This window comes from Ammonicoccus luteus, from assembly GCF_050880385.1.
Taxonomy (GTDB): Bacteria; Actinomycetota; Actinomycetes; order Propionibacteriales; family Propionibacteriaceae; genus Enemella.
The window spans coordinates 198627-225519 of record NZ_JBNZCI010000005.1; the positions used below are offsets into that span (position 1 = coordinate 198627).

Genomic DNA, 26893 nt, shown 5'->3' on the forward strand with positions numbered 1-26893 from the left:
GCGGGCGTGGACCGGGTGGCGTGCCGCTGACGAAAGGGCGGAATGTCGGAACAGAACCGCGCACTCGCGGGGATCTATGCCCCCCGGCGTCCCCGCGAGCGCGGCTTGTGACCTTGACAAGCAAATCCCGGTCGCAAAACCAGCTGACCCGAGACTCCCCCAAGCACTTGCCAATGCGCTCCATCCAAGCCGAGCCCCGGAACATTCCCCAGTTCCTCTCCGGGAGGTCCCGTCCGGCAGCACTCGACCATGGGTACATGGGTGTGTGGTCTTGGGCGCGAGGGTAATGTTCGTGCATCTGACCGCGTGAGTCGGGCAATGCCCGCCCAGCACACTGACAAACCCCGCTCGAGCAGACAAGGTGACCTGATGGTCAATTGGCACCTCCCGGACGTCGCAGACCTCGACGACGTGCAATTGAGCTCGGTGCTGCGGAACATCAACCGCTGGACGGCGGAGGGGCGACTGCGCGCCGCGCAGAACCCCGCCACCCGAAGCTATCTCCAAGCGGGTCTGCGGCTGCTCGCCGAAGCGCTGATGCCTCCGGAGGACGGCGAAGAGGCCACCGATCCGGTCATTCATCCGTTGGTGGCGTTCCTGTCCCGCAAGAAGGTGGTCGACGAGGTCAACGAGGAGGCGCATCCGGAACTGCCCCGGCGGGGCTCGGTGGGTGGCCTGCGGGACTTGTGGGATCCGCATCGGGATTATCTGATGGATCTGTTGCGCACGGCTCTTCTGGAGGACGCGTGGGTCTCCGCGGTTCCGGCCACGACCAAAGAACAGGTGCTGGCCCTCGGGGACCCGATTAGCATGGTGCGCGCTTTGGCGCTCGCCAACGCCCGCTCCGTGCCGAAGCACGCCTCGTTTCGGTTCCAGTTGCTCGCGACCTTGCTGACCGCTCATGAACCGGAGTTGCACGAGCCGCTGGTGGAGGCGTACGAAACGCTGAACAGGTCGTGGTCGGAGGTCTTCGGCGCGGTGATCGCCGCGCAGGGATACAAACTGCGCGAGGGCATCACCCTCGAGATGCTCACGAACATGCTGATGGCGTTGGCGGAGGGACTTTCATTGCGCATCGTCGCCGCCCCCGATCCGGTCATTCTCGACGACGAAAAGGGGACCACCCTCATGGAGACCGCAGCGCTGGCGCTGTTGAGCTCCTGCGTCGAGCCGTTGGACGGCGATGTGAGCTTCGAGGACTACGTCCGCGCACGCTTCGGCGGGCAACACCAGGATCCGGGGGCTGAGACGCCTCGCCGGGGACTGGCGTGAACGCAATGGAAGAACGTGCCAGCAGGCCCAGCTCCCAACGCATCGGGATCATCGGCGGCATGAGTTGGGAATCGACCGCACAATATTTCCGACTGCTGAACATCGGCGCCCGTGAACGGCTCGGCGGTCTGCATTCGGCGCGGTTGTTGCTCGCCACGGTCGATTTCGCACCGATCGTGGAGATGCAGCGGGCCGGGGACTGGGCCTCCGCCGGCGAGGCGCTCGCGGCGGAGGCCCGGGCACTCGAGGCCGGCGGCGCGGACTTCGTGCTCATTGCAGCGAACACCATGCATCGAGTGTTCGATCAGGTCGCCGACGCGGTCTCGATCCCGGTGCTGCATCTGGCCGACATCCTCGCCGACGCCGTGCGGGCGACGGGGTTGTCGCAGGTGGGATTGCTCGCCACGAAATACACGATGGAACTCGACTTCTATCGAGACCGCCTCGCCGCGCACGGGGTCCGAACTCTGATTCCCGACAGCACCGATCGAGCCGTGCTGCAGCAGATCATCTTCGACGAGCTCTGCCAGGGCCTGGTCCTCGACGCCTCACGCGAGCGGTTGCTCGAGATGGCCCGGAGCCTGCTGGCCGGCGGCGCGGAAGGCATCGTCCTGGGTTGCACGGAACTCGAGCTCAGCATCCGGGCCGAACACCTGGCGGCGCCCCTTTTCCCAACGACGGCCCTCCACTGCGAGGCTGCGCTCGACCGGGCGTTCGGACAGGTCAGCGAGGCTCCGTGACGGACGCCCCGCGAATGAGTTGATAGATCTCGCTGCGCACCTCGGCGAATTGCTTCGTCCGCTTGGTGGTCAGTTGATCGCGCTCACGGGGAAGGCCGGTCCGGACGATTGCCTTGATCGTCGAGGGTTTCCCGCCCAGCGCGAGCACGCGGTCGGACAGATAAACGGCTTCGTCGATGTCGTGGGTCACCACGAGGAACGTGATGCCCAAATGGTCGCGCACGCGAAGCGTCAGGTCCTCGAGGTCGGCCCGCGTCTGTGCGTCGACAGACGCGAAGGGCTCATCCATCACCACCAGTCGCGGACGGAAGGCCAACGCCCTCGCGATCGCGACCCGTTGTTGCATGCCGCCGGACAACTGCCATGGATATTTCCGGCCGGCGTCGGAGAGGCCGACCTCGGCGAGCGCCTCTGCGGCCTGCTGCCGCCGTTGGTCCTTGGGGATGCCGGCAGAGCGCAGCGGCAGCATGACGTTGTCCTCCACCCGCAACCAGGGCATGAGTGACCGGCTGTAGTCCTGGAACACCACGGCCATGCCGCGCGGGGTGCCCACGATCGGCTGGTTCTCGAAGAGCACGGCACCTGCCGAGGGCCGGCGAAGTCCCGTCAGACAGTTGAGCAACGTGGTTTTCCCGGCCCCGGAGGGCCCGACGATGCACATCAGCTCGCCCTGGGCGATCGTGAAGTTCAAGCCACGCAGCACCTCATGGTCGCCATAGGAGTGCCCGAGGTCGCGCGCTTCGAGCGCCGGGGTTGATCGATCGTTGGTCACTTGTGCCCCTCATGGTGTTGCAGCATGCCGCGGTGCCACCGCAGGACACGCGACTCGGCGAGCTCGAAACCTTTGTTGACGGCGTACCCGATGATGCCCAGCACGAACACCCCGGTCCACATCTCACTGATGTCGAAGCTCCTTTGCGAATCAAGAATGAAATAGCCGATCCCTCCGGGCGCACCCACCATTTCCGTCACGACCGTCACGACCACCGCGACGCCGAGCGCAGTCCGTCCGCCTGCGAGGATCTGGGGGGCAGCGGAGGGGAGGACGATGTCGCGGATCCGGCTCACTCTGGTGAGTTGATAGCTGCGGGCGACGTCCACCAGCACGGGCTCCACCGCACGGACGCCATCGATGGTGTTGAGCAGGATCGGCCAGCAGGAGACCAGGGCGATCGTGAAGACCTTCATGGCGTCACCCGTGCCGAGCACCACCATGATGATGGGCAGCATCGCGATGCCCGGCGTCGCCCGGACGAACTCGATCACGGGTCTCGTGGCGGTCTCGAGCGCGGGGTTGGTCCCGAGCAGCAGACCGATCCCGACCCCGACGATGAAGGCGATGCCGAAGCCAATCGTCAGCCGGACGATCGTCGGCAACGCGTCCGTCAGGAGGTGGTCGAAGACCCAGAGTCTGCGGAAGTCGCTGAGGATCTCGGCCAGCGGCGGCCAATAGAACGATTCACTGCCCAGGGAGGCGAAGAACCAGACCACCAGCAGCAGCACGGGGAGCCAGATCTCCCAGACGAGGCGTCGCAGCGAGCTCATCGCGCGACCTCCCCACGGACCGACGGATGCCAGAAGAGCACCTGGCGCTGGAGGAAGAGGAACAGATAGGTAACGGCGATGCCGATGCCGGCGGCGGTCAGGGCGTACACCACGATCTTGCTGCCGTCGTTGACCTGCAGCGCGAGATAGAGGTTGCGGCCCACGCCCTCCGCGCCGCCGAGGAACTCCGCGCTGACCGACATCAGCAGGCACACGGTGGCTGCGATCCGGACGCCGGTCGCCAGGAAGGGCATGGCCGCGGGCAGATAGACGAACCGCAGCCGGTCGGCGAACGTGAGGTGGAAGACGCGACTGACGTTGCGCAGTTGCGGCGACAACTCCCGCACGGCGTAGGTCGCCTGGATCAGCAGCGGCCAGACCGCCGACAGCAGGATCAGCGTGACCTGCATCGCGCGGGATGCACCGAACAGCAGGAGGACCAGCGGAAGCAGGGCGACGGAGGGGATGAACCGGCCGAAGTCGACGATGACCCGGGTGCTCAGGTCGAGTTTGCGGCTGAAGCCGATCAGCACGCCCAGCGGGATGCCGATCGCCGCGCTGGCGACAAGCCCGATCGCGGTGGTGAGCAACGTCTGGCCGACCGCCAGCCAGAAGTCGGCCGTCCCCATCTCGGCCACCAGGGCGAGAAGCGCCTGCCAGGGAGTGGGCAGGTCGGCCGGCTGGCCCGGACCACGTGCGAAGACCGTCCAGATCAGCAGGGCGGCGGCCAGGACCGACAGACGACCCGCGAGGCGCACGGCGGGGGCGCGGTGTGGTTTCGACTCAGACAAAGAGGGCCTCGTCAGGAGTGGGTACGCCCTCCGGCAGGAGGCCGTATCGGTCCATTGCGGTCGTTGCGTCCACGATGTCCGTGGCCTCGATCTGCCGCTCGGCGAACTGCGGGAACACGCTGCGGGAAATGAGCTCCGGCTCCAGGTCCATGATCTGGGCGGCGGCTGAGACGCGAAGGGCCTCGTCGGTGTTGGCGAGATGGTTCGCCTCGAGCATGGCGGCCCGGAAAGCGAGCACCGTGTCGGGATTGCGATGGGCGAAGCGACGGCTGGTGATGAAGGCTGTCGTCATGCCCTCGCTCGGGTTGTGGCACAGAAACCTCATGTCGGGATCGTCCAGGCTGAGCGTGCCCACCGGCTCGGAGGTGGTGATCGCGTCCACTTGGCCGGCTCTCAGGGCCGCGACCGTGTTCGGCGCCTCCATGAAGCGAATCTTGGAGGAGTCACCCCCGGCCTCGTCCACCGCGCGCCGGATGGTGACCCAGATCTGGCTGTTGATCTCGGGAATGGCGAAGGTAGCGTTTTCCAGCTCGCGGATCGTCGTGATCGGGGAGTTGGGGCGCACCCAGATGTTCCCGAAGGCAAGCGGGCTCTCCCCTGTCGGCGGACGACCGACCACCCCACCGGCCACATAGAGGATCGGCACCCCCTTGGACATGGCGATCAGGGGCGCGGTCAGATCCACCAGTGCGAAGTCGATCTGACCACCGAGGACTTGCGGAATCGCCTGGCCGGGCGTGCCGAGCACCTCGAGCTCGACATCGAGCCCACGGCGCGTGAAGATCCCCGCCTCCGCGGCGGCGGCCGCGGCGACCGCGTTCATGGACGGGAACACCGCCACGGTGACCTTGCTGCGTTCCAGCACGCTGTCGCGGGTGCCTGCGACACCGTCGTCACCACAGGCGACGAGCCCCAACGCGACGAGCGCTGCTGCGCCACCGCGAAGGAGGCCCCGACGGGAGACGGACTTCATTGACGTTCTCCTAGGACTCTCAGATGAGAAGGGTAGACCGCACGTGACTGACCGGCATCCGTGGGGATGCCGGTCAGTCACGTTCGATGTTCAGGACACGGGGGTCCGGATGGACTGCTCGCCGGACTCGGCGGCCGGAGCCGTCGTGGCGAGCGCTGCGGCCTGCTGCTTGCGCTCGATCTGGTCATCGTGCGGATCGTCCAGGCGCGCCATGCGGACCTGGCCGCGGACGATGGCGAGCAGGATGACGACCACGATCATGGTCACGCCGGCGCCGAGGATGGCGGTCTGCACGCCGTACTGGTCCGCGATCCAGCCCTGAGCCAGGCCACCGATCGGGAACGAGAGGGTGTAGACCACGTGGCGCAGGCCCAGGATCCGGCCGCGCATGTGGGAGGCGACGATCAGCTGGACTGCGGTGTTGATCGCCGACAGCGCGGCAAGCGCGGCGGCGCCGAGCAGCGCCAGGGCGATCAGGCCGACGACGAAGTTGTCGGTGAGACCCACGACCACGAGGCAGGCGCCGTAGGCAACCATGGCCCCGCCGATCACCCAGGACATCTTGAACTTGTCGTTGAGGCCGGCAGCGATCGGGGCGGACAGGATGGCGCCCAGGCCGAGGGCCAGGTTCAGCGCACCGACGCCACCTTCGTTGACGCCATAGACATCGGCGCCGAGCACGACCGTGAAGCCATAGATCGGGTTGCCGGCGAGGCCGACGAGGACCGACAGCAGGATGGCGACGAAGATGCCCTTGGAGGAGAAGATATAGCGGGCGGCGTCGACCGTCTGCTTGATCACGTGGCCGTCGACGTGCTGCGAGTGGGAGATCGGGACGGTCTTCAGGGCGAACAGCGCGCCGATCACGAAGAGGTAGGACAGGGCGGCGACGAGGAAGGCCCAGTCTGCGCCGACCACGAGGAGCAGCACTCCGGCCAGCGCCGGGCCGATCGCCTTCGCGATGTTGTTCTGCAGCGAGTTCAGCGTGACGCCGGACATCAGGTCCTTGCGGGGAACCAGGTCGTTGATGAAGGACGCCCAGCCCGGAATCGTGATGCCGTTGAAGATGGCGATCAGACCGACGAGGCAGAGGATCACATAGGGTTCACGGACGTTGAAGACGGTCCAGGCCAGCCACATCAACAACGTGGACGCCATCATGCCGAACTGGGCGAAGATGATGACCTTGCGGCGGTTGAACTTGTCGGCCAGGGAGCCGCCGACGGGGCCCATGATGACGCCGGGGAGATACTGGAACGTCGTGACGAGGCCCACCATGACGGCGGATCCGGTCATTTCATAGAGGACGATCGGCACGGCCAGGGCGGCCAGAAACTTGCCGGTGTTGGTGAGGACCGCACCGGTCCAGAAGATGCGATAGTCACGGTGCTTCAGGGCCCGCAAGGAGTGGAGGAAGACTCTCCAGCCCCCGGATCGGGGCAACGAGGGCGCGCTCGGGTTGGACATTGGGATGACTCCTAGAAGATGGCTGCCGGAGCAGTCCGGCGGAAGAGGTGTGGCAGAGGAACGATCTGGGCAGGGCGGGGCCTGCGGGCCGGCAACGGAGGGGGCCGGCCCGCAGGGACGGTGCTGGGGAATGCTGCTTTGGGCGGTGTTGGCCTGAGGATTAGACCTTGACGCCGAGGGGGCCTTCGACCCCGTAGTGGTCCAGGCTCCAGGCCCGGTACTTGGGCTCGGCCACGTTGACGATGTGGTTCATCCCGGCGTGCATGTCGCGCCAGAACCGCTGGAGCGGCTGGTGCAGGTGCAGCGAGCCACCGCCCGCGTGCAGGAAGAGATCGTCGACGGCAGCCAGCGCGCGGTGGGTCGAGGAGGCCTGGTTCCGAGCGACTCGCAGCCGCTCGTCCAGACCGACGACCTGGCCGGTGGCCGCGAGGTCATAAACGCGGGAGAAATCGGTCTTCATCTGGGTGACCGCGGACTCGATCTCAGCAGCGGCGTGACCGATGGTCGAGAGCTGATAGGGGTCCCCCGCGGCCTTCTGGCCGCTCATGCCGACGCGGTGCGCCGCGAAGGCGATGGCGGACGCGAGCGCGCCTTGGGCAATGGCCAACGTCGCGGTCGCGACAGCACCCGAGAACATGACGCTGCGCGGGATGGCGTACAGCGGGTTGTCGAGGCCCAGCGCCTTGGCGGCGGTGCCGGCGTTGATTTCCTCCTGGCCGATGACGCGATAGTCGGGGACGAAGACGTCGTTGACGATCAGGTCCTTGGAGCCGGTGCCGCGGAGACCGAGCACGTCCCAAGAGTCCTGCACGATTTCGTAGTCCTTGCGCGGCAGGCAGAAGTGGCGCACGTCGCCGCGGTTCGGCGAGCCGTCCGGGTTGGCGACGAAACCGCCGATCATGACCCACTGGCAGTGGTCGGTGCCGGAGGAGAACTTCCAGTGGCCGGTGAAGCGATAGCCGCCCTCGACCGGGGTGGCGATGCCCATCGGGGCGTACGGCGAAGCGATCCACGTGTCCGGGTTCTCGGCCCACAACTCCTGCTGCAGGCGATCGTCGGCCTGGGCGAGCTCGTGGGGGTGCACACCGACCACGCCGGCGACCCAGCCGGTCGCGGCATCGGCGGTTCCGGTGGCCAGCACGGCCTCCATGAACTCGACCGGGTGAGCTTCCATGCCGCCATAGCGCTTGGGCTGCAGCATGCGGGCGACGCCGGTCCACTTGACCCGGTCGGCGACCTCGTCGGTCAGGCGGCCGAGGCGCTCGTTCTCGGCGCCATTGGCGGCATAGAAGTCGACGAGGCTCTCGATGCGCTCGAGAACGGTCGAGGAGCTCTTGGCAGGATCGGCGACCTCGCCGGTGGTGACGGGGGGCTTCTCATCGATAACGGTGGCAAACATGATGTGTCCTTGAAGTGTGAGGGGTGTTGGATTCGGAACGTTTTTTCAGTTGGTGGGCCGATTGCGCTGGTGGCCCCAGTAGTGGGCGCCGGGATAGCGCGTCGGGGTCCAGGTGTCGTCGTCGATGACGACGCCACCGGTGCCGTATTCCACGGCGAAGCCGCCGGGTGACTGGGCGTAGAAGCTGATCATCTTGTCGTTGGTGTGCATGCCGAGCGTCTGCACGATCGGGGCCGCGTTCTTGAGCAGCACCTGGTCCCAGGCGCGGCCCACGACGTCCAAGCCGGTGACCTCGAACATGAGGTGCCCGATCCGGGGCGCGACGCCGTCGATGTGGCCGAAGGCGTACGAGTGGTGACGCGGATTGCAGTGGAGGAAGGTGAGCTCGACGTCCTGGTTGGCGCCGCCGTCGACGAAGTCGCTGAGGCGGAAGCCGAGGAGGTCGAAGTAGAGGTGGCGGTAGGCCTCCCAGTCCTCGACGAACTGGAACACGTGGCCCAGTCCCAGGTCACCGGTGACGAAGCGGGCGCCGGTGGGCGACACGAAGGCGGTGAAGGACTCTCGCAGGGCATAGAAGAGCTCGATCTCGAGCACTCCGTCCGGGTCCGGGAAGCGCACGCCACCGGAGATCCGGCGGGCGCGGAGCTCGTCCTTGGTGAAGGGGGTCACGACGTAGCCGGCCATCGTGAGGCGGTCGGCGAGGGCATCGAGTTCGTCGGGGCCGGCGACTTCCCAGCCGAGAGCGCTGACTCCGTCGGTCTCGCCGGCGGTGATCGCGAGGCGGTATTCCTTCTCGTCCATCCGGAGCTCGAGGAGGCTGTCGCTCTCGCGTGCGATCTGCAGACCCATCAGGTCAACGGCGTACGCCTTCCAGGCCGCGAGGTCGGTCGTGGTGATGCGGATGTAGCCAAGGCTGCGAACGGTTGCCTCGGGGAGGCTCTTGCGGGCCACTTCGGGGAGCTGCTGCGGCACCGCCAGGAGCGCACCTGCTGTCATGAGAAATCTCCTTGTCGGTCTGTGCGGTGATCAGCGGGTGGTCTCGAGGAACGAGTCGACGGCGCGGTTGAACTCGGCGGGGTGCTCGACCTGGGCCCAGTGGCCGCAGCGGTTGAGGAGGAGCAGGCGCGAGTTGGGGATCAGCGTCGCCAGCCGGAGTCCGTGCTCGTAGTGGACGACGCGGTCGTCGCGGCCATGCACGATCAGGGCCGGGATCTCGGTGCGGGCGAGCCCGGAGAGATCCATGGGGAGCCGGCCCTTGGGGATGCCGTTGATGAAGTTCTCCAAGTGGTCCGGTCGGGACCGCGCGGTCTCGGACCGCTGCTGGACGAGCTCCTCCGTGGCGAACGCCGGATCGAAGGTCATGATGTCGACGAGCTTGCGCATGCCCTCGACCGAGGGATCGCGATAAGCGCCCTGCAGCACCTTGATGCCTTCGGACGGGCCGGCCGGCTGGAAGATCGGGTTGGCGGAGGCGCCGGCGCCGGAGCCCATGGTGATGATGTGGCTGATCCGGTCCGGGTGGGCCATCGCGAAGCGCAGCACGGTCGCGCCACCCATCGAGTTGCCCATGAAAGCGGCCTTCTCGATGCCGAGGGCATCCATGAAATCAACGGCGGCCTTGACGTGATTCCGGTCGTCGAAGGAAACCGGATCCGACGCGCCCCAGCCGGGCATATCGGGTGCGATCACGCGATATTTCTTCGAAAGCTCCAACATGTTCGGACCGAAGTTGCTCCAGCCGGTCGCGCCCGGCCCACTGCCGTGCAGCATGATGAGCGGATAGCCCGTGCCGGCCTCGTGATAATGGATGGTGCCGGACTCGGTATTGACGACGCGGTGAGTATTTTCCTTGGTCAGTTCAGCGGGCGAGACAGGGGTCAGCAGAGCAGTCATTCGTTGCGTCTTTCTAGTATTTGGGATTCGAGCGGAATAGATCAGGAGTTGGCGGCGACGAAGCGGATGGAGGCTTCTTCCGCGGCGCGGATGAGGTGGTGGGCCCAGAACTGGACCTCGCTGCCCTTCACCGCCTGGGGCAGTTGGGTGAGCCGCAGCACGAGCTGGACGGCGCCCTTGTCGTTGAGCACGGGGGCGACGATCGAGCCGATGTCGAAGCTCTCCTCGTCCGACAGTTCGACCGGCCGATAGCGGTCCGCGGCACTGGTCAGGGTCTGGTTGATCTGGCGTTCCAGGGCCGGCGTGCGCGACGGGTCGTTGTAGAGGCGGAAGGCTTCGAGGATCGGGTCCGAGGAACCGTCCCCGGCCTTGGCGAGGGTGAAGGCCCAGCCGGCCTCCCGGGTTCGCGACAGCCGGTCGCGATAGAAGTCCTTGACCTCGTCGGTGAGCCCGTGGGCTCGGCCGAGCCAGGTGTCGATCTCCGCGTCGTCCCAGGCCACGAACAGCTCGCCCATGGGCGGCATGAGCGGGAAGCGGGAGCCGAGCACAGCCTGCGGGTCCAGGCCCTCCCCTGCGACTGTCGCGACGGCGGCGATGTCGTCGCCGATGCGGGCATAGGCGGTGACCTCGACGCCGAGGCCTTCCGCAAGGACCTCCATCTCGGCCCGGGCCTCGTGCGCCATCGCCACGCCGGCCGCGAGGTCGCGATCCGAGGGCACCATCAGGGAGCGGGGGGTGAAGCCGCCATAGCCGCCCTGGAAGAACAGCAACGGGACGACGGGGCGATGCACCTGCAGGTCCCTGACCCGTCCGAGGACGATCCAGTGATCGCCGCCCTCGACCTCGGCGTGGAACTCGCAGTCGAGGCTGGCGACGACACCGTCGATGATGGGCGCACCGCTGCGAGCGGGGCTCCAGTCGAGACCGGCGAACTTGTCCCCCGAGGACTGGGCGAGCTGGCGGCAAACGCTTTCCTGGTCCTGAGCGAGAATGTTCACCGCGAAAGAACTGGCGTTGCGAATCCGCTGATAGGTATAGGACGTCTTGGTCGGGAGAAAGGCAACCAGCGGCGGATCGAGAGAGACGGAAGTAAAGGTTCCGACAACCATGGCGAGGGGTTCTTCATCCTCGGCAATCGCGGTGATAACGGCGACGCCGGTCGGATAATGCCCGAGCACTTCTCGGAACTTCTTCGGATCAATCTCGATCAGTTCTGCGGTGGTTGTCATGTTTCGGCCTTCGGTTCTGGAGTGTCATTTCGTTTCCTTCTGACATCAATGGAACAGCAGCGGAAACGTCTGGAACAGGCTTCGGTTCCAAGGTGTGGAACTTCGCCAAACTTCCTGGTTGGGCGGGCTCTGGCTACACTCCGTTGCACCCGGCGTGCACGTGGACGCCGCACCAGGAGTGCACATCAACGGCGATGGAGGCTCGGACGTGACAACGTCTGCGAACAGCTCACGACCGGCTCGACGATCCCCTGCGGCAGACGATGCGAGCGCTGTCACGTCGGTGTCGAAAGCACTGGCGCTGCTCGACTGCTTCCGCCTGCAGGACACCCCGATGGGGGTCACCGAGCTCGCGCGCCAGACCGGTTTACCCAAGAGCACGGCCTTCCGGCTGCTCGCGCACCTCGAGGAGATCGGTTATGTGGAGCGCCACGGGAAGCAATACAGACCCGGGTGGCTGCTGTTCGAACTGGGCACGGGCTTCGACGCCGTGCAGCCGCGCGGCCTGCGCAGCGCAGCGCTCCCCCACATGGCGGACCTCTTCGCCCTGACGAAGCAGACGGTCCACCTGGGCGCCCTGCAGCGGGACGAGATCATCCACGTTGCCCGCATGCGCGGCTCGCAATCCGTCGTCTGGCCGATCCGCTATGGCGGGCGGGGACCCGCGACATGCTCGTCGATGGGCAAGATCCTGCTCGCTCACCGCCCGGCATCGGAGGTGTCGAAGGTGCTGCGCGGGCCGTTGCCGAAGATGACGAAATATTCGATCGTTGCCCCGGGCGTTCTGGCCGAACAGCTGAAGCGGGCCCGGGAACAGGGCTATGCGGTCGAACGCGAGGAAACGGGGCCGGGCTTGTTGTCGGTCGCGGTCCCGGTGAACTATGGCGGCCGGGCCATCGCGGCGCTGGCTCTCGCGGGGCGCAGCGGCGCGTTCAAGTTCGAGGCCCACGTCGACCAACTGCGCCGGAGCGCAGCCTTGATCGGCAAGTCCCTGCAGGAGATGCGGTGATCGGTTCGGGGCCGCAGGTTCCGGCGATCATCGAGGTCGCAGGGCTTGCGTACCATCTGGAACGCGCCACCGCCGACGATCTGCCCGCGCTGGTCGCGCTCCTGACCGACGATCCCCTGGGCAGCACCCGCGAGACCCCCGATCCGGCGCCCTATGCCGCTGCGTTCGCCGCTATCGACGCCGACCCTGCGCACCTGCTGCTGGTGGCCCGGGATGCGGCGCATCAGATCGTCGCCACCATGCAACTCACCCTCATCCCCTGCCTGGCCCGGGCCGGGGCGACAAGACTGCAGATCGAGGCGGTGCGCGTGGGCGCGGGCGTACGCGGGCGTGGCCTCGGGGCCGCGCTCATCGCTTGGGCGCACGACTGGGGCCGGGAACGCGGAGCGGCGCTGGCCCAACTCACCTCGGACCAGCGCCGCCCGGACGCGCATCGCTTCTATGAACGGCTCGGCTATGTGGCGAGTCACACCGGCTTCAAGCGGAGCCTCTGACCGCCGACAGACGAGCCGGGAACTCAGTCCCAGCCGGGGAACTCAGCCCTTGAGTCGCGCCTTCAGGTTGACCTCCTCCACGCCCGCGAGGGCGCGGGTGACGAGGCAGGCTGCCTTCGCCTCTTCTGCGGCCGCGACGAAGCCGTCCTCGCTCAGGCCTTCGACCACGCCTACCGTGGTCAGGTTGATCGCCGTGATCGTGGGCGCGCCGTCGATGAACCGCAGCTGGCAGACGGCGTCGGTGTCGACGCTGGTGGCCGGCGTACCCTTCTCCGCCAACATCGCCGACAACTGCATCGAATAGCACGCGGCATGCGCAGCCGCGATCAGTTCCTCGGGGTTGGTGCCGCTGCCGTCCTCGAAGCGAGACTTGAAGGAATAGGGACCTGTGTGGACGCCATTGCCCACCGTCACCTCACCCTCGCCGGTCTGCAGGTCGCCGCGCCAGATCGCGTTCCCGTTGCGTGTTGCCATCATTGCCTCCTCGCAATTGGGCTGTTCGGGAATACCTACGCTAACCGCCGACTAAATGCGCCAGCCGCTCGGTAGGGACCCGACGCACCCCAGCCGACCCGGAACACCTAGTCAGCAGTGGGTACGCGGTCCGATCGGCTCACCGAAGACGATCAGCAGCACGCCGACGCCGAAGCCCCCACCCCACCAGCAGCGCCACCGCCACGAGCAGGATCACCGTGACCTCGACGACCGGGCCGCTCGCGCGCGCCGCCTGCTGGGTGAGCCATGCCTGTGTGTCGGCCGGGATGAGCTCGGGCGCGCCGACGAGTCCGTTCGTCGTCCAGAACAGGATGCCGACACCGATCATCAGCAGACCGGTGACCAGTGAGGTGGTGTGGAAGTCGCGGCCGAGGACCGTCACGCTGCGCCCCCGCAGGGCTCGGCGTCCTCGATCGCCCAGCGTCCGCCACAGGGCGGCGATCCCGAGCAGCGGCGCCACCATGCCGGCACCATAGACCGCCAGCAACCCGGCCGCCGTGATCGGGTTGCCGCGGGACGCGGCCAGCGTGAGCACAGCACCCAGGATCGGACCGGCGCAGAAGCCCGCGACCCCGCTGGCGATGCCGAGGAGAAATGTCTTGGCCAAGCCCGTAGCCGCACCGGCGCGCGACTGCAGGCCGGAGACTCCGGGCAGCGCCCGGGACACGTCGAAGCCGGCCCCGAAAAGCTGAGCGATGCCGAGAACGATCAGCACGAGCGAGGCCACGATCACGATCCCCTGCCGATGCTGGAGAAACAGGGATCCGACGACCCCGGCCGCGACTCCGAGCGGGAGGAGCAGCACGAGCATCCCGACATAGAACACCGCACCGTGCAGCAGCAGCCTCGGCCCCGAGCCGATGGTCGACGCGAAGAATGCGGGCAACAGCAGCGCGGCACAGGGGCTCAACAGCGCCAGCACACCGCCGAGGAACGCGCTGACGAGCCCGATGTCCATCAGGAGTTCTCCGCCCCGGCGAGCGCCAGGTCGAACGCGCTCTCGAACACGGATGCCGGCTGCGCCCCCACGATCGGCTGGCCGCCGAACACAAACGACGGCGTCGACGCCACCCCCAGTTGCAGGCCCAGCATCGCGTTGCGATCCACGGCCTCCTTGGTCTCCACTGATGCGAGGTCGGCACGGAACCGCGCCATGTCGAGACCGCCCATCTCTTCGGCGAGCGCGATGAGGTTGTCCTCGGTGAGCTCGCGTGCGGTTCGTGACTGTCCGTCGGCGAACAGGACCTCGTGATAGTCCCAGAACCGGCCCTGTTGCCCGGCCGCGAAGGCCGCCCGCGCGCCCCGGTCCGAGTCCTCGCCGAACACGTTCACGTCCCGCCACTCGAGGCGGAGCTTGCCTGCGTCGATGTGCCGCTGCAGGGTCGGCAGCGTTTCCGCGTTCCACTTCGCGCAATAGGGGCACTGATAGTCGGAGAAGACGACCAGCACCACCGGCGCGTCGACCGGTCCCATCGACAGGGCGTCCTCGGCGTCGCGGCGCTCGACCTCCTCGCGCAGGGGCGCCTGCTTGTCATAGACGTCCTGCGCGCTCTCCCGCTGCTGTTGTTCCTGGCCCGACACCTCGGCCGTCGGCACCGGACCGGGGGTCGCCGCGTCGCGGCCCTGGCTGCGACCCAACGACGCCGCGATCAGAATCACTGCGAGTGTGACGACGATGACGGGGAACAGCCAGGCGCGCTTGCCCGACCGTCCGGAGTTCTTCGCGCGATCGGGATTCACTGGATTCTCCGGGTGACGGCTCTCCGGGCTCACTGCATCTCTCCTGAGTATCGGCGGCGCCGCCACCCTAGTCCGAAATCCCGGTCCGGCCCCTGAGATGTACCCGTCAGCGGCCCGGCATCGCTCCTATCGGGGTCGCACCCGGTCCGTCGGTACTTCCCACACCGACACGCCCGGACCCATGAGCCATAGTGGAGGCATGGAACCAATCGCGCGCCTCTCCGAGCAGCCCGCGACCGAACTCGACATCCAGACGGTCCGTCCTGCCGGACGGTCTCCGCTGCTGGAGACCCCGCGCCAGGCCTGGACAGCGCTGCGGATGTGGGGCCGGCGCCAGATTCTGGTTGCGGTGTTCGCGTCGGTGGCGATCGCGCTGCTCATCGGCGCCGCGACGGTGATGTTCCCGAATCCGGTGTTCGGGCGCGAGGTGCCGACGGTGTGGTGGAACTATCCGGTCTGGCTGCTCGCGTCGGTGTTGTCGGGAATGCTGGTCGCGACCTACGTACGCAGACCCGGCGGCACCCAGGTTCCCGCTGACCCTGCGGCCGAGCGCGCCGAGCGACGCAGCGGCCGGCTCGGCATGGCCGGTGGTGTGCTGGCCTGGTTCGCCGTCGGATGCCCGGTGTGCAACAAGATCGTGCTGCTGGCGCTGGGCTCGGCCGGCGCGATGACGTGGTTCGCACCCGTCCAGCCGTTCATGGGACTGATCGCGCTGGCGATGGCCGGCGTTGCCCTCGTCTGGAGCCTGAAGGGCCAGGTCGCCTGCCCGGCGCCGAAGCGGCCGGGCTCCATCGCCGGCTGACCTGCGTGCGCACCCCAGCAGCCCCGGGCGGTGCGTCAGCGACTGTGGAAGAAGATGTGCGCGAGCACCCGCGTACCCAAAGTGAAGGCCAGGAACAGGCACACCAGGCCGAGGAACTGGAACATCCCGAACGTCGGCAGCAGCATCGCGCCGCCGTCGCGGGTGATGAGGAACGTGCCGCCGATCCCGAGCATGCTGGCGAGCAGGGTGACGTTGAGCTGATGTGCGACCCCGGCCACCCAGGCACGATCGCGCACGTCCCCCATGCTGCGGACGTTCACCGTCAGCGTGCCGTCCTCCAGTTGCTCGCTGATCCGGGACAGTCGGCGCGGCAGCCGCGCGAGCACCGGCAGCAGGGTCGCGAGTTGATGCTCGGCCTGCTCTTTCACGGCCGCGGGACCGGTGATCTGCTTGGCGAGTTCGCTCCCCCGCGCCCGGGCGACACCGACGAGGTCGATGCCCGGATCGAGCAGGCGGAGAGTCCCGTCCAGGGTGCCGAGCGTCCGGAACACCGCCGCCAACTGGGGCGGCACCCGGAACCCGTGCCGGGCGACGAGGTTGATGAGCTCGGTGAAGACGGCGGCGGCTCCACCGGGGGCGAGCCCGTCGCCATAGCGCACGATCATCGACCCGATCTCCCGCTCGAGGACGCGGTCGTCGAGGTCCGCGGGCCGGTCCAGCAGGTCCAGCAGAGCGTCGGTGGCGGCGATGGAGTCCTGCCGCTCCACGGCGTACAACAACATCACCAGCGCCATGCGCACCGGCCGGTCCAGGCGACCGACCGACCCGAAGTCGAGCAGCGCGAGGCCGTCGGAGGTGAGGACGACGTTGCCGGGATGCAGGTCGGCGTGGAAGACACCGGAGACGAAGATCTGTTGGAGCACGCCGCCCAGCAGCTCCTCGGCGAGCTCCTTGCGACGCTCGGCAGACAGTGCGGCGAGCTCCGCACCCGCCGAGGACAGCGGCTTGCCCGCGAGCCGCTCCATCACGATGACTTCCGAGGAGGACAGTTCGTCGAATGGCTCGGGCACGATCAGATCGTTCGTCCGGGCCACGCCGCGCATGTTGGCGATCTCGATCCGATAATCGAGCTCTTCGTGCAGCGACTGCGCGAAGCCCTCCGCGAGCGCCACCGCGCCGATCGCACGGCCCCAGCTGGTCTGCTGCTCCAGCCGCGCCGCGAACCGGTGGAGGATGTCGAGATCCGCGGTGACCTGCTTGCGGGCCTTGGGCCGCTGCACCTTCACCACGACCTCCGTGCCGTCCACCAGCGTGGCGGCATGGATCTGCGCGACCGAGGCCGCGGCCATGGGCACGTCGGACAGTTCGGAGAAGACCTCGTCGAGCGGTCTCGCGACCGCGTACGCGACCGCTGGGCGTACCTCCGCCCAGGGCTCCGCCGCCACCTCCGAATGCAACTTCGACAGCTCGGCGACGACGGCCGGCGGCAGCAGATCCGCCCGGGTCGCGAGCATCTGCCCGAACTTCACGAACGTCACGCCCGCGTCGGTCAGCGCCAGCCGCAGGGACCGGGCGACCCGTGGGGTGGGGAGGTCGGGGTTGGGGGTGGGGCCGAGGTAAGCGGTCAGTCCCCGCCGCAACAGGATCCACCAGATCCCGGCATAGCGGCGCAGGCGACGAAACCATGCGGGCATGCCGGTCAGGACCGCGGTCAGTGCCGGCACCTTGACGGTCGGCAGGAAGGCCTCGATCACGGTGAGCACGATCATCTGGGCCGTGACCACGCAGCCGAGCACGACCACGGTCAGCGCCAGTGCAGCCAGCTGCGGGCTCGACGGGTCGATCTGGAAAGTGTCGAGATAGAGCTGCGCGGCGTCGTTGAGGAACCCGTTGGTGATGAAGGAGACGATCGCGACGCGGCCCCAGCCGATGGGTACGCCGAGGAGGCGGCGCGTCACATAGAGCAACAGCACCACGTTCACAAGGGCGGCGATAAGCGTCAAGGAAACCTCCGGGGGTGTCGGCTGCGGCGAGTCTGTCAGAGATCCGCTCCGTGCCCGAGCGCCTGTTTCGTCCGCGAATCTTCCCGGCTTGCCCCCACGCAGGCGATGGCGCACAGTGGTGCCCGTGTCCGACCAGCCCGCGCACGAACCCCTTGGCACGAACGATGAGCAGCCCCCTCGGGCGACCGGTCCGCAGGACCCGACGGGCCGCGGTCGTGGCCCGTCCCCCAGCCGCAAACAACCCCAGCGGGGGCAGTTCATCCGGCGGGCTCGCGACGTGGTGCGGGATCTGGACGCGCCGACGTGGGGCATGGACCTGCGGGCCTACAGCGACGGGGTCGAGCAGGCACGCTCCCGCAGCGTGATCGACCTCGCGATGCGGATCGGCGACTCGACGCTCTCGACGGGTGCCTCGTCGGCGGATGTCACCGCGGCGATCATCGCCGTGACCCGCGCCTATGGGCTGCGGTCGGTGCACGTCGACGTCACGTTCACCTCGATCGCCGTCACCCACCACCGCGGCCCGTTCGACGACCCGGTGACGATGGTGCGGATCGTGGTGGCCCGCACACCCGACTATCAGCGGCTCGCCGAGACCCACCGCCTGATCAACGATATCGCCCGCAAGGAACTCCCCCTCGACGACGCACGGGCCCAGTTCGAGGAGATCATGGCCCGCCCGCGGCTCTATCGGCGCTCGATCGTCACGCTCGGTTTCGTGGTCATGGCGGCCGGTGTGTGCGCGCTCCTCGGCGGCTCCCCGCTCGAGATCCTCCTCGCCTCGGTGATCGTGGCGATCGTGGACCGTGCCTCGCTGTGGACGGCCCGCCGGCGCCTCCCGGCATTCTTCGGCCAGATCGTCGGCGGCGCGATCCCCACGGCGTTCGCAATGGTCCTCGTGGCCCTGCGCTCCTATTGGGAGCCCATGGTCGACGGCTTCCGGCCCTCGATCCTCGTGGCCACCGGCATCGTCGTGCTCCTCGCCGGACTCGCGGTCGTGGGCGCGGCCCAGGACGCGATCGACGGCTACTACGTGACCGCGTCGGGACGCACTTTCGAGGTCGTCATCCTGACCCTGGGCATCCTCGTCGGCGTCCTGGCCGTGATCACCGTGTCGTTCCGGCTGGGCGTGCCGGCGTACCTCATCCCGCCCGCCACCCTCGCCTCCTCCCTGCTCGTGCAGACCGGGGCGGTGATAGCGACCGCGGCGGGGTTCGCGCTGAGCGGCTATTCGGGCGGACGCACGATCCTCGTCTCCTGCCTGCTCGCCGTCCTCGGCTGGCTGGTCTATGTGCTCGCCACCGAGCTCGGCTTCCAGTCGATCGTGGGGACGGGATTCGCGTGCGTCGTCGTGGGTTTCCTCGCCCAGCCCGTGGCTGCGCGGCTGCGCGTGCCGGCGCTCGCCATCACCACTTCGGGCATCGTGGCGTTCCTGCCCGGGGGCATGGTCTATCGCGGTCTGTACTACCTCGTCGAACCGGGCCCCGCCGCCACCGCGGGCACCAGCGGGCCGAGCCTCCTGTGGGGAGCAGCGGCGATGGGGTTGACGATTGCGGGCGGGATCAGCCTGGGGGCGTACTTCGGGCGGTTCACCGCCCGCACCCACCGCGCCGGGGCACGCGCGAAGTCCAAGGCGCTCGCCCGGTCGACCGCGAACTCGCGGGAGTGACGCGGGCGTACCGTGCGTCCGTGCATCGGATGGCAACGTGCTCAGCCTCCTGCAGGACCGCTCACCGGGGGAGAATGTCACTGGACGAACACGTTGGCGCATGGTGCGGTGACGTCATGACCTCATCGATCCGGAACCGACTCCGGTCAGCACTCAAGCAGGCCATGCGGCAGCGCGACAGGGAGACCGCAGGCGCGCTGCGGGTCGCGCTGTCCGCCATCGACAACGCGGAGGCCGTCCCGCTCGAAACCGCACCCGACGCCGGAGCGATCGAGATGTCCTCCGTCGGGGTGGGCAGGATGGACAGACCGCGCCGGGAGCTGACGGAACAGGCCATGCGCTCGCTCGTGGCCAACGAGGAGGCCGAACTCCGGGAGTCAGCTGAGCGCTACCGAGACGCAGACCCCACTCGTGCCGACGCTCTCGCGCACGCCGCCACGACGCTGCGCCGCACGGAGCGGAATCGGGCGCGGGCTTCCGGGATTGCGCGAACGCGTGCGGGCACGCGGCGGCAGGCTGGAGGCGGGGCAGACTGCTGAGGGGGGCTATCGCTTGGCGGCGTGGCTGCCGTGGCCGACCGCGGAGGATGGGATGGAAGATGGCTGAATCGATCCGGGTCGTGATCGTCGACGACGACGCACTCGTGCGGGCGGGGCTGGCGATGATCCTCGGTGCGGCGGATGACATCACCGTCGTCGGCGAGGCCGAGTCCGGCCATGGGCTCGCGGCGCTGGTCGATGAGACCAACCCCGATGTGGTGCTCATGGACATCCGGATGCCCAGGGTCGATGGCCTGGAGGCCACGCGAGTGCTGACGGCCCGCCCGGGCCATCCCGCGGTGCTCGTGCTGACCACGTTCCATCTCGACGACTATGTCTTCGGTGCGCTGGAGGCCGGGGCCTCCGGGTTCCTGTTGAAGGACACGCCACCGCAGCAGATCATCGAGGGCGTGCGGGTCGTCGCCGCTGGTCAGGCCATCCTCTCCCCCGCGGACACGCACAAGCTGGTGCGGCGTTATGCCGCTCGCCGCGAGGACGCGAAGGCCGCGCTGCATCGCGCGCGGCTGTCCGAGCTCAGCGAACGGGAACGGGAGATCGCGGTGCTCGTCGCGCGCGGGTTGTCGAACGCCGATATCGCCGCAGAGCTCGTGGTGGCCGAGGCGACCGTGAAGGCGCACGTCTCGCACATCCTCACGAAGCTCGATCTCGACAACCGAGTGCAGATCGCGATCGCCGTGCTGGAGGCGGGGCTGGACGGCAACTGACCGCGCGCGTTCAGTTCTTCGCCACACCCAACTGGATCGTCCCCCACGAGATGCTCGTGCTCTCGCCGCGGAAATGCTCCGGCGTGCGATAGGCGAACGGCACAACGGTCCCGTTGTCCGGATCGGGCCGGCACTGCACGCGCACGCGCTCCAGCTCGAACAGGTCGGCCGCACAGTGCCATGCGCGAGGTGCCAGGGCTTGCTGCACCTGCGGGCTCTCACAGAGTTCGAGGTGCGACTGGGCATAGCGGGCGCGCTGCTCAGGGTCCTCGTGATAACCGTCGATGTAGTGCTCCACCGCCGCGGCACACCCCTGCGTCAAGGCGATCTCGAGCAGCTCCTGGGCCTGGACCTCCGACGGGTGATCGCCCGCGCGGGTGACGGTGACCTGCTGGGCACATCCCGCCAGTCCCAGTCCCAGAGCCAGTCCCAGAGCCAAAGCGGTGGCCAGACCTCGCACCGCGGCAGGACTCGGCATGGCATGAACTTAGCCGAACCTGACGGCGGCGCCGCACCGTGAACGGGCCGCCGCTGGGCCGCTGAAGGCACACGGAAGCGAGGCAGCTGCCTGATCAGGGCCTCTGTTGGGTCTTGATCCCGACAGGTGTTGAACTATCCGGCCAAAGTCGTCCCGCTCGGCGGACATCGGCCCTTGTCGGCGATGACGAGGGACCCGAGCTTGACCGGATAGTTCGAGGGGTTCGGAATAGCTCTACCGTGGAGACCAGTCCACGATGGGAGCAACGATGCGACTTCCCACGATTCCGATCTCGATCCTCGACCGGGCGAATGCGCGCGCCGGGAGCTCCCCCGCCGAGGCATTGAACGCGGTGATCGAGCGGGCGATCCGGGCCGAAGAGTTGGGATATCGACGGTTTTGGGTCGCCGAGCATCACGCCGTCCCGGGCATTGCGGGGTCGACACCGACGCTCCTGATGGCTGCGATCGCGTCACGGACGAGCAGGATCCGCGTCGGGTCGGGCGGCGTGATGCTGCCGAACCACCAGCCGTTGGTTGTCGCGGAACAGGCCGCCACGTTGCAGGCGCTGTTCCCGGGTCGCATTGACCTCGGCCTCGGCCGCTCGGTCGCGTTCACCGAGGCGATCCGGACCGCGTTGCGGCAGGGGTGGGATGCAGCCGAACGCTTCGAGCAGGACCTGGACGAGCTGCTGGCCTATCTGTCCGGCACGGCCTCGATCACGGCTCGGCCGGCCGATGGCGGGATGACGCCGCCGTTCGTGTTGGCGATGGGCAAGGGCGTCGAATATGCCGCGCGTGCCGGCCTGGCGGTCGTCGTCGGCGGCCCTGCGTTCACCGGACGGAAGTCGGCCCAGGCGCAGGAGACCCTGCAACGCTATCGCGAAGAGTTCGCGCCGTCCCAGTGGTGGGCGGAGCCCTATGTGATCGCGTCGGGGAATGTTGCTGTCGGCGAGACCGCCGAGGCTGCGCGGGACCTGCTGCTGCCGGAGGCGTGGGCGATGACGGCCGCCCGCACCATCGGTGACTTCACCCCGCTCGAGCCAGTGTCGACCGTGCGGGATCGGAGCAAGACCCCGCGGCAACAGACGATGGTCGACGAGCATCTCGCCGCCGCCATCCACGGGACAGCGGATCAGGTCGCGGAGCGCCTGACCGAGCTGCTGACACGGACTGGGGCCGACGAACTGCTGGTCACGACGAACACGTTCGACACCGACGCGCTGTGGGACTCGGACCGTCGCCTGGCAGAGCTCTTCGAATGAACCGGAGCGCTGGTGCTCCAGACCGGGGTCGGGCCCGGCGGCACCTTATGGCGCCTGCGTCGACGGCGTCCCTCAGGGACACGCAATCCGGATCCAGGTCGGGCTCGGATCACTGAAGTCGCCTGACCTCAGCAATCCCGGAACGCCGCCTCGAAGGCTTGTGGGCCGCCGGCAGTGCGATATTCCGAGCGGCAGATGCCGGTCGGGAATCCCGTATAGAACTCCCAGCCCTCGCCCTTCGGCCGCAGCATCAGGGTCGAATCCCCGGGCTCGTTCGAGGCCAGCCGCACCCACCGGTCGACGCACTCGCCCTTGAGCGACGGGTCGTTGGCGAAGAAGTCGAACCCACCCGCCCGAAGTGCCTGACGCATCGGGTCGGTCACCGCACAACTGACATCGGGGTGGCGCTTGGTGATCAGGAGGTTGCGGTCGGGAGCCTCGCTCGGACCGGCCTTGACGAAGACCGTCTGGTCGGTCCGAGCGTCCTCGACGGTGAGCAGGAACCCGCCAACGCTGGCATCCGCCCCGAAGGGTCGGCGCTCGTCGACCGTCCAGGTGGCGAGCTTCTCGCCCTGCTCATAAGTCGCGAGGCCGTCCGGACACATGGCAATGACGAGCGTGCCCTCGGCGTCCGCACCCTCGACCGCCCACTCGGCACCTGAGCAAGGCACCCACGCGGGCTGCCCTTGCGCCGTGGGTAGAGCCGACTTGGTCGGTGTCGCAGAGTGCGCCCCCGTCGGGGTGGCAGTGGGGGCGGCGGACGATGCCGTGGGCGTCGGGGTCGAGGCCGTCGGCGAGGAGGACGCCGGGGTGGGGGTGATTGCCGTCACAGGCTCGGAGGAGGGGGCGGTGCCGCAGCCTGCGAGCACTATGCAGAGCGCGGCGCCCGCGAGCGCTTGGGAACGGCCGGCGATGTGAGTCTTTGCGTGCACGTTCGCAGTCTGCCCCAGCAATCTCACTGACCCGGTGCTGGCTGGCGAGGCGTGTTGACTCGGACCCTGCAACCTGAGTCGCGACCCTGCAGCACGACCCTGACTTAGTGACATGCATGCGTGTCGGAGAGTGCATCTGGTGATGCAGAGTGATGGGGCGTGTTGCGAGGTCGGCCAAACAAAGCAGCGAAGCAATCGGCCGTGGGGCAATCGTGACGTGATGGCTCGCAGCAGAGAAGAGATCGTCTGCCAAGCCGACCCCGGCACCATCCACCCCGGCACCACAGCTGCATTGACCGGGGAGCTCGACCGCGTCGCAGTGCGCGGTGAACCGCCCGTCCCCATGTGTTCGTGGTCGAGAACAATCGCCCCGTGAAGCGGACGGTCACAGCACCCGTGCGATCGAGGAAGCCGGTGTTGATGCGGACGACGAGGCCGACGGGCAGATCGCGATCACCTCGCCCCTGGACGATGCAGCTCACGGATGGCGCCGCGGGTGGAAGCTCGCTGACGGCCTGTCTAATACCTCCTCCTTGCAATCAAAAGCACGCTCGTGCTTTTCTTGTGCCGTGAGCAAGGGCGAGGAGACCCAACAACAGATCGTGCGCGGCGGCCTGCGCGAGGCCAGCCGGATCGGCCTGACCCACCTCACGATCGGCGGCCTGGCCGCCGCACTCGACCTGTCGAAGAGCGGGCTCTATGCCCACTTCGGATCGAAGGAGAACCTGCAACTCGCGATCCTCGACCACGCCGCCGAACACTTCAAGAACACCGTCGTCCTGCCGTCATTGAAGGAACCGGCGGGCCTTCCCCGGATCCGCACACTGGTCGAGCGATGGGTGGGGTGGGATGGGGAGGCGGAGTACGCACTGCCCGGGGGTTGCGTCTTCGTGGCCGCGGCCAATGAACTCGACGACGCCCCCGACGGGCCCATGCGTGACCGCCTCGTCAGCCTTCACACGACCTTCCAGGAGACCATCGAGCGGGTCCATCGCTCCGCGGTGACCGCCGGCGACCTGATCCCCAGCGACAGCACAGACTTCGCGCATGAGCTGTATTCCCTGATGCTCGGCCACCACTTCGCCCACCGCATGACCCGAGACCCCGAAGCGGCCGCCCGCACCCGGCGAGCCGTCGATCGCCTGCTCGCCGCTCTGCGCGCCTGAATCGCCCCGTCCCCGCCAACCCCGATTCCGCACCCGCCTCACCCCCAAGGAGTCCCAATGACCAAGAAAAGCACGATCGTGCCAATGCTGACGCAGCACGCCCTGCACCTCACCACCCGCAGCCTGGAGGCCGTCCACCCCGAACTCTCCGCGGCCATCGCCGCGCGCCTCTGGTTCCACGTTGGCCGACCCCCGACCGCCGCGGTCCGCAACCGGCACGCCACCCCCAAGGGGACCCCGTTCAGCGTCGCCCTGCACGGCAAACCGGTGCACGGCATGCAGTGGGGCGATCCGGCTGCGCCGCTCGCGTACCTCGTCCACGGGTGGGGTGGCTGGTGGCAGCAGCTCAGCTCCTTTGCACCGCTCCTGCTGGGCCTGGGCTATCAGGTGGTCGCGTTCGACGCCCTTGCTCACGGCGACTCCGGGCCCGGCGCGTTCGGGCGTCGATCGAGCTCGGTGCCGGAGATGGCGGAGTCCTATCAGGCCGTCGCGGACCGCTTCGGGCAGCCGACGGCGACCGTCGCACACTCCATGGGGTGTCTGTCGGTGTTGTGGACCCAGCGCCATCACGGCGTCGTGCCGCAGCGTCAGGTGCTGATCGCGCCCGCCGCGAGCACCCGGGGCATGGTGGACGTGTTCGCGCAGGCGGTCGGAATCGGCAAACCCACCCTGACCCCGCTGGCCCGGCGGTTCCGGAGTCGGATGCATCGGCCGCTCAGCGACTTCGACCTCCTGCCACTCGTCGCGGCCGAGCGGCTGTTACGACAACTCCCGCCCGCACTCATCGTGCACGACCACGACGACCGGATGACGAGCCCTGCCGAGTCGGAATTGCTGGCGCAGCAGTGGCCCGGATCCGAGCTGCTCCTCACCACCGGGCACGGGCACTATCGCGTTCTGCGTTCTTCCGAAACCCTCGCCGCCGTCGTCGGGATCCTCGCGGAGGTCACCGCATAGGCCGGAACGGCAACAACTCCTTCGGCACCACACCCGTGGCGATCTGCTCGGCCAGCAGACGCCCGGTGACCGGGCCGAGGGTGATGCCCCACATTCCGTGGCCGCCCGCAACGAACACCCGGGGCGAGGCTGTCGCGCCGATGAGCGGCAGCCCGTCCGCGGTGCACGGGCGCGAACCGACCCATTCGTCGGCGCGATCATCGAGGTCGACCCCGCGCAGGAATGGCCGGGCGGCCTCGACGATCGCACGGATCCGCCGAGGATCGAGTGGCGCCTCGGGGTGCCGGAACTCCATCATCCCGGCGACCCGCAGTCTCGAGCCGAGCGGCGTGCACGCCACCCTCGCAACCGGGAGATAGACCGGGCCCTTCGGCAACTGCTCGGCGGGCACGCTGAAGCTGTACCCCCGACCCGCCTGCACCACCCGCCGCATACCAAGGGGGCGCGCCAGCCGGCTGAGCCACGCGCCGGTGGCCAGGACGACCGCGTCGTAGTCATCCTCGCCACTCGTCGTGCAGACGGTGATCAGCCGGTCACGATCGACGATGTCGGTCACCTCAGGACCGACGTCCAGTTTCCCGCCGCGCGCCACGACGGCATCGGCAAGGGCTTGGGCGAAATCGCCGGGCGCCAGATATCGCTGACCCCGGAGCCGGATGGCGGCGCCGACCTCGTCGGACAGCACCGGCTCGAGCGCGCGGGCCTCGTCCCCAGTCAGCGCTTCGAAGTCGATCTCCTGCCCCGCGGCATGGATGTGCCGGATCTCGGCGAGGAGGGTCTCGCGGTCCTTTTCCGTGCGGTACGCCGCCACAAAGCTCTCGGCGGGTTTCGTCCTCGCCGCGACTCCCCCGGCCTCGAGCAGATCGAACGAGTCCAGGGCCAGGCGGTTCAGCGGAACAAGGGCGCCCATCGCCCGGCGCCACGCACCCATGGTGCTGTGCCGGGTGAAGCCGACGACGAAGCGGAGGAAATCGCTGCGCACGCTGGGCGGGACGTAGACCGGCGAGGAAGGGCTGAACACCGCCCGGAGGCCATAGCGCAGGACCGCCGGCTCGGGCAGCGGAGTGCAGATCCCGGGGGTCAACCACCCGGCGTTTCCCCAGGACGCGCCGGCCGCGACGCCCTCGCGCTCATGGACGACGACCGAGATGCCGCGTTCCTGGAGGAACCAAGCGGTCGCCAGGCCCACCGTGCCGGCGCCGATGACCGCGACCCTGTGTGGCTGATTGAGGGCGCTGCCCGGTGCAGCAGCGCCACCCGGTGAGGTTGTCATGCCTCCATGGTGCCCCTATGTGACCTGCATCACTGATCCGGCCCCGACGGTGCCCCGGGGCTCACTTCCCGAACGCC

Annotated in this window: 28 protein-coding genes; 12 read left to right on the top strand and 16 right to left on the bottom strand. The window is 68.1% G+C overall.

Translation table 11 applies throughout. The features are described from left to right. The first annotated feature begins 369 nt into the window (after positions 1-369). On the top strand, positions 370-1272 hold the full coding sequence (locus ACQ260_RS13085; protein WP_432559894.1) for a hypothetical protein: 903 nt from the start codon (positions 370-372) through the stop codon (positions 1270-1272). 5 nt (positions 1273-1277) lie between these two features. Then, a complete protein-coding gene (locus tag ACQ260_RS13090; protein ID WP_432559944.1) occupies positions 1278-2012 on the top strand; it encodes an aspartate/glutamate racemase family protein in 735 nt (244 codons plus the stop codon). On the opposite strand, the gene ACQ260_RS13095 is transcribed toward ACQ260_RS13090, so the two are convergent. The 9 genes from ACQ260_RS13095 to ACQ260_RS13135 form a co-directional block, all read right to left on the bottom strand. Further along, complete coding sequence (locus tag ACQ260_RS13095) at positions 1996-2784, bottom strand: ABC transporter ATP-binding protein (RefSeq protein WP_432559895.1); 789 nt, start codon at positions 2782-2784, stop codon at positions 1996-1998. The genes ACQ260_RS13090 and ACQ260_RS13095 overlap by 17 nt on opposite strands. Further along, positions 2781-3557, bottom strand: a complete 777-nt coding sequence (locus ACQ260_RS13100; protein ID WP_432559896.1) for an ABC transporter permease — start codon at positions 3555-3557, stop codon at positions 2781-2783. The genes ACQ260_RS13095 and ACQ260_RS13100 overlap by 4 nt, the downstream gene beginning before the upstream one ends. Next, positions 3554-4348 (bottom strand): ABC transporter permease, encoded by a 795-nt coding sequence (locus ACQ260_RS13105; RefSeq protein ID WP_432559897.1) that lies wholly within the window; start codon positions 4346-4348, stop codon positions 3554-3556. The genes ACQ260_RS13100 and ACQ260_RS13105 overlap by 4 nt, the downstream gene beginning before the upstream one ends. Continuing rightward, the gene (locus tag ACQ260_RS13110) at positions 4341-5321 is read right to left on the bottom strand and encodes an ABC transporter substrate-binding protein (protein WP_432559898.1); all 981 of its coding nucleotides are present in this window, start codon (positions 5319-5321) and stop codon (positions 4341-4343) included. Before ACQ260_RS13110 ends, ACQ260_RS13105 begins: the two co-directional genes overlap by 8 nt. Positions 5322-5411: 90 nt before the next feature. Continuing rightward, a complete protein-coding gene (locus ACQ260_RS13115; RefSeq protein WP_432559899.1) occupies positions 5412-6788 on the bottom strand; it encodes an MFS transporter in 1377 nt (458 codons plus the stop codon). A 160-nt stretch (positions 6789-6948) separates the two neighbouring features. After that, complete coding sequence (locus ACQ260_RS13120) at positions 6949-8187, bottom strand: acyl-CoA dehydrogenase family protein (protein ID WP_432559900.1); 1239 nt, start codon at positions 8185-8187, stop codon at positions 6949-6951. A gap of 45 nt (positions 8188-8232) precedes the next feature. After that, positions 8233-9183 carry a VOC family protein gene (locus ACQ260_RS13125; protein WP_432559901.1) on the bottom strand — a complete coding sequence of 317 codons (951 nt, stop codon included), beginning with the start codon at positions 9181-9183 and terminating at the stop codon, positions 8233-8235. A gap of 30 nt (positions 9184-9213) precedes the next feature. After that, positions 9214-10080 (bottom strand): alpha/beta fold hydrolase, encoded by an 867-nt coding sequence (locus tag ACQ260_RS13130; RefSeq protein WP_432559902.1) that lies wholly within the window; start codon positions 10078-10080, stop codon positions 9214-9216. Between the two features lie 41 nt (positions 10081-10121). Further along, positions 10122-11309, bottom strand: a complete 1188-nt coding sequence (locus ACQ260_RS13135) for a flavin reductase family protein (RefSeq protein ID WP_432559903.1) — start codon at positions 11307-11309, stop codon at positions 10122-10124. 283 nt (positions 11310-11592) lie between these two features. Between ACQ260_RS13135 and ACQ260_RS13140 the strand changes: the two genes are divergently transcribed. Continuing rightward, a complete protein-coding gene (locus tag ACQ260_RS13140) occupies positions 11593-12318 on the top strand; it encodes an IclR family transcriptional regulator (protein WP_432559904.1) in 726 nt (241 codons plus the stop codon). Next, positions 12315-12812, top strand: coding sequence for a GNAT family N-acetyltransferase (locus ACQ260_RS13145; protein ID WP_432559905.1), 498 nt, complete (start codon positions 12315-12317; stop codon positions 12810-12812). The genes ACQ260_RS13140 and ACQ260_RS13145 overlap by 4 nt, the downstream gene beginning before the upstream one ends. 42 nt (positions 12813-12854) lie before the next feature. Here ACQ260_RS13145 and ACQ260_RS13150 read toward each other — a convergent pair whose 3' ends face one another. The 3 genes from ACQ260_RS13150 to ACQ260_RS13160 all read right to left on the bottom strand — a co-directional run bounded on the left by ACQ260_RS13150 (position 12855) and on the right by ACQ260_RS13160 (position 15047). Then, positions 12855-13286, bottom strand: a complete 432-nt coding sequence (locus ACQ260_RS13150) for an OsmC family peroxiredoxin (RefSeq protein ID WP_432559906.1) — start codon at positions 13284-13286, stop codon at positions 12855-12857. A gap of 139 nt (positions 13287-13425) precedes the next feature. Then, on the bottom strand, positions 13426-14265 hold the full coding sequence (locus ACQ260_RS13155) for a cytochrome c biogenesis CcdA family protein (protein ID WP_432559907.1): 840 nt from the start codon (positions 14263-14265) through the stop codon (positions 13426-13428). Further along, the gene (locus ACQ260_RS13160) at positions 14265-15047 is read right to left on the bottom strand and encodes a DsbA family protein (protein ID WP_432559908.1); all 783 of its coding nucleotides are present in this window, start codon (positions 15045-15047) and stop codon (positions 14265-14267) included. The genes ACQ260_RS13155 and ACQ260_RS13160 overlap by 1 nt, the downstream gene beginning before the upstream one ends. Positions 15048-15246: 199 nt before the next feature. Here ACQ260_RS13160 and ACQ260_RS13165 point away from each other — a divergent pair, with 199 nt between their 5' ends. Further along, entirely contained in the window at positions 15247-15849 is a 603-nt protein-coding gene (locus tag ACQ260_RS13165) for a hypothetical protein (protein WP_432559909.1), read from the top strand. Between the two features lie 35 nt (positions 15850-15884). On the opposite strand, the gene ACQ260_RS13170 is transcribed toward ACQ260_RS13165, so the two are convergent. Beyond that, positions 15885-17813 (bottom strand): ABC1 kinase family protein, encoded by a 1929-nt coding sequence (locus ACQ260_RS13170; protein WP_432559910.1) that lies wholly within the window; start codon positions 17811-17813, stop codon positions 15885-15887. A gap of 124 nt (positions 17814-17937) precedes the next feature. On the opposite strand from ACQ260_RS13170, the gene ACQ260_RS13175 reads away from it, so the two are divergent. From ACQ260_RS13175 to ACQ260_RS13185, 3 genes are all read left to right on the top strand, one after another. Continuing rightward, entirely contained in the window at positions 17938-19482 is a 1545-nt protein-coding gene (locus ACQ260_RS13175; protein ID WP_432559911.1) for a threonine/serine exporter family protein, read from the top strand. Positions 19483-19598: 116 nt separating this feature from the next. Next, on the top strand, positions 19599-20021 hold the full coding sequence (locus ACQ260_RS13180; RefSeq protein WP_432559912.1) for a GatB/YqeY domain-containing protein: 423 nt from the start codon (positions 19599-19601) through the stop codon (positions 20019-20021). A 59-nt stretch (positions 20022-20080) separates the two neighbouring features. Beyond that, positions 20081-20746: a response regulator gene (locus ACQ260_RS13185; protein ID WP_432559913.1), complete on the top strand. Its 666-nt coding sequence runs from the start codon at positions 20081-20083 to the stop codon at positions 20744-20746. 10 nt (positions 20747-20756) lie between these two features. On the opposite strand, the gene ACQ260_RS13190 is transcribed toward ACQ260_RS13185, so the two are convergent. Next, complete coding sequence (locus ACQ260_RS13190) at positions 20757-21224, bottom strand: hypothetical protein (protein ID WP_432559914.1); 468 nt, start codon at positions 21222-21224, stop codon at positions 20757-20759. A 268-nt stretch (positions 21225-21492) separates the two neighbouring features. On the opposite strand from ACQ260_RS13190, the gene ACQ260_RS13195 reads away from it, so the two are divergent. After that, on the top strand, positions 21493-22488 hold the full coding sequence (locus ACQ260_RS13195) for an MsnO8 family LLM class oxidoreductase (RefSeq protein ID WP_432559915.1): 996 nt from the start codon (positions 21493-21495) through the stop codon (positions 22486-22488). Between the two features lie 128 nt (positions 22489-22616). Here ACQ260_RS13195 and ACQ260_RS13200 read toward each other — a convergent pair whose 3' ends face one another. Then, complete coding sequence (locus ACQ260_RS13200) at positions 22617-23159, bottom strand: hypothetical protein (protein ID WP_432559916.1); 543 nt, start codon at positions 23157-23159, stop codon at positions 22617-22619. Positions 23160-23181: 22 nt separating this feature from the next. Between ACQ260_RS13200 and ACQ260_RS13205 the strand changes: the two genes are divergently transcribed. The 3 genes from ACQ260_RS13205 (at position 23182) to ACQ260_RS13215 (ending at position 25543) form a co-directional block, all read left to right on the top strand. Further along, entirely contained in the window at positions 23182-23406 is a 225-nt protein-coding gene (locus ACQ260_RS13205; protein ID WP_432559917.1) for a hypothetical protein, read from the top strand. Positions 23407-23989: 583 nt separating this feature from the next. Then, complete coding sequence (locus tag ACQ260_RS13210) at positions 23990-24586, top strand: TetR/AcrR family transcriptional regulator (RefSeq protein ID WP_432559918.1); 597 nt, start codon at positions 23990-23992, stop codon at positions 24584-24586. A 57-nt stretch (positions 24587-24643) separates the two neighbouring features. After that, positions 24644-25543, top strand: coding sequence for an alpha/beta fold hydrolase (locus ACQ260_RS13215; protein ID WP_432559919.1), 900 nt, complete (start codon positions 24644-24646; stop codon positions 25541-25543). Here ACQ260_RS13215 and ACQ260_RS13220 read toward each other — a convergent pair. Next, complete coding sequence (locus ACQ260_RS13220; RefSeq protein WP_432559920.1) at positions 25533-26816, bottom strand: NAD(P)/FAD-dependent oxidoreductase; 1284 nt, start codon at positions 26814-26816, stop codon at positions 25533-25535. The genes ACQ260_RS13215 and ACQ260_RS13220 overlap by 11 nt on opposite strands. Between the last annotated feature and the right edge of the window lie 77 nt (positions 26817-26893).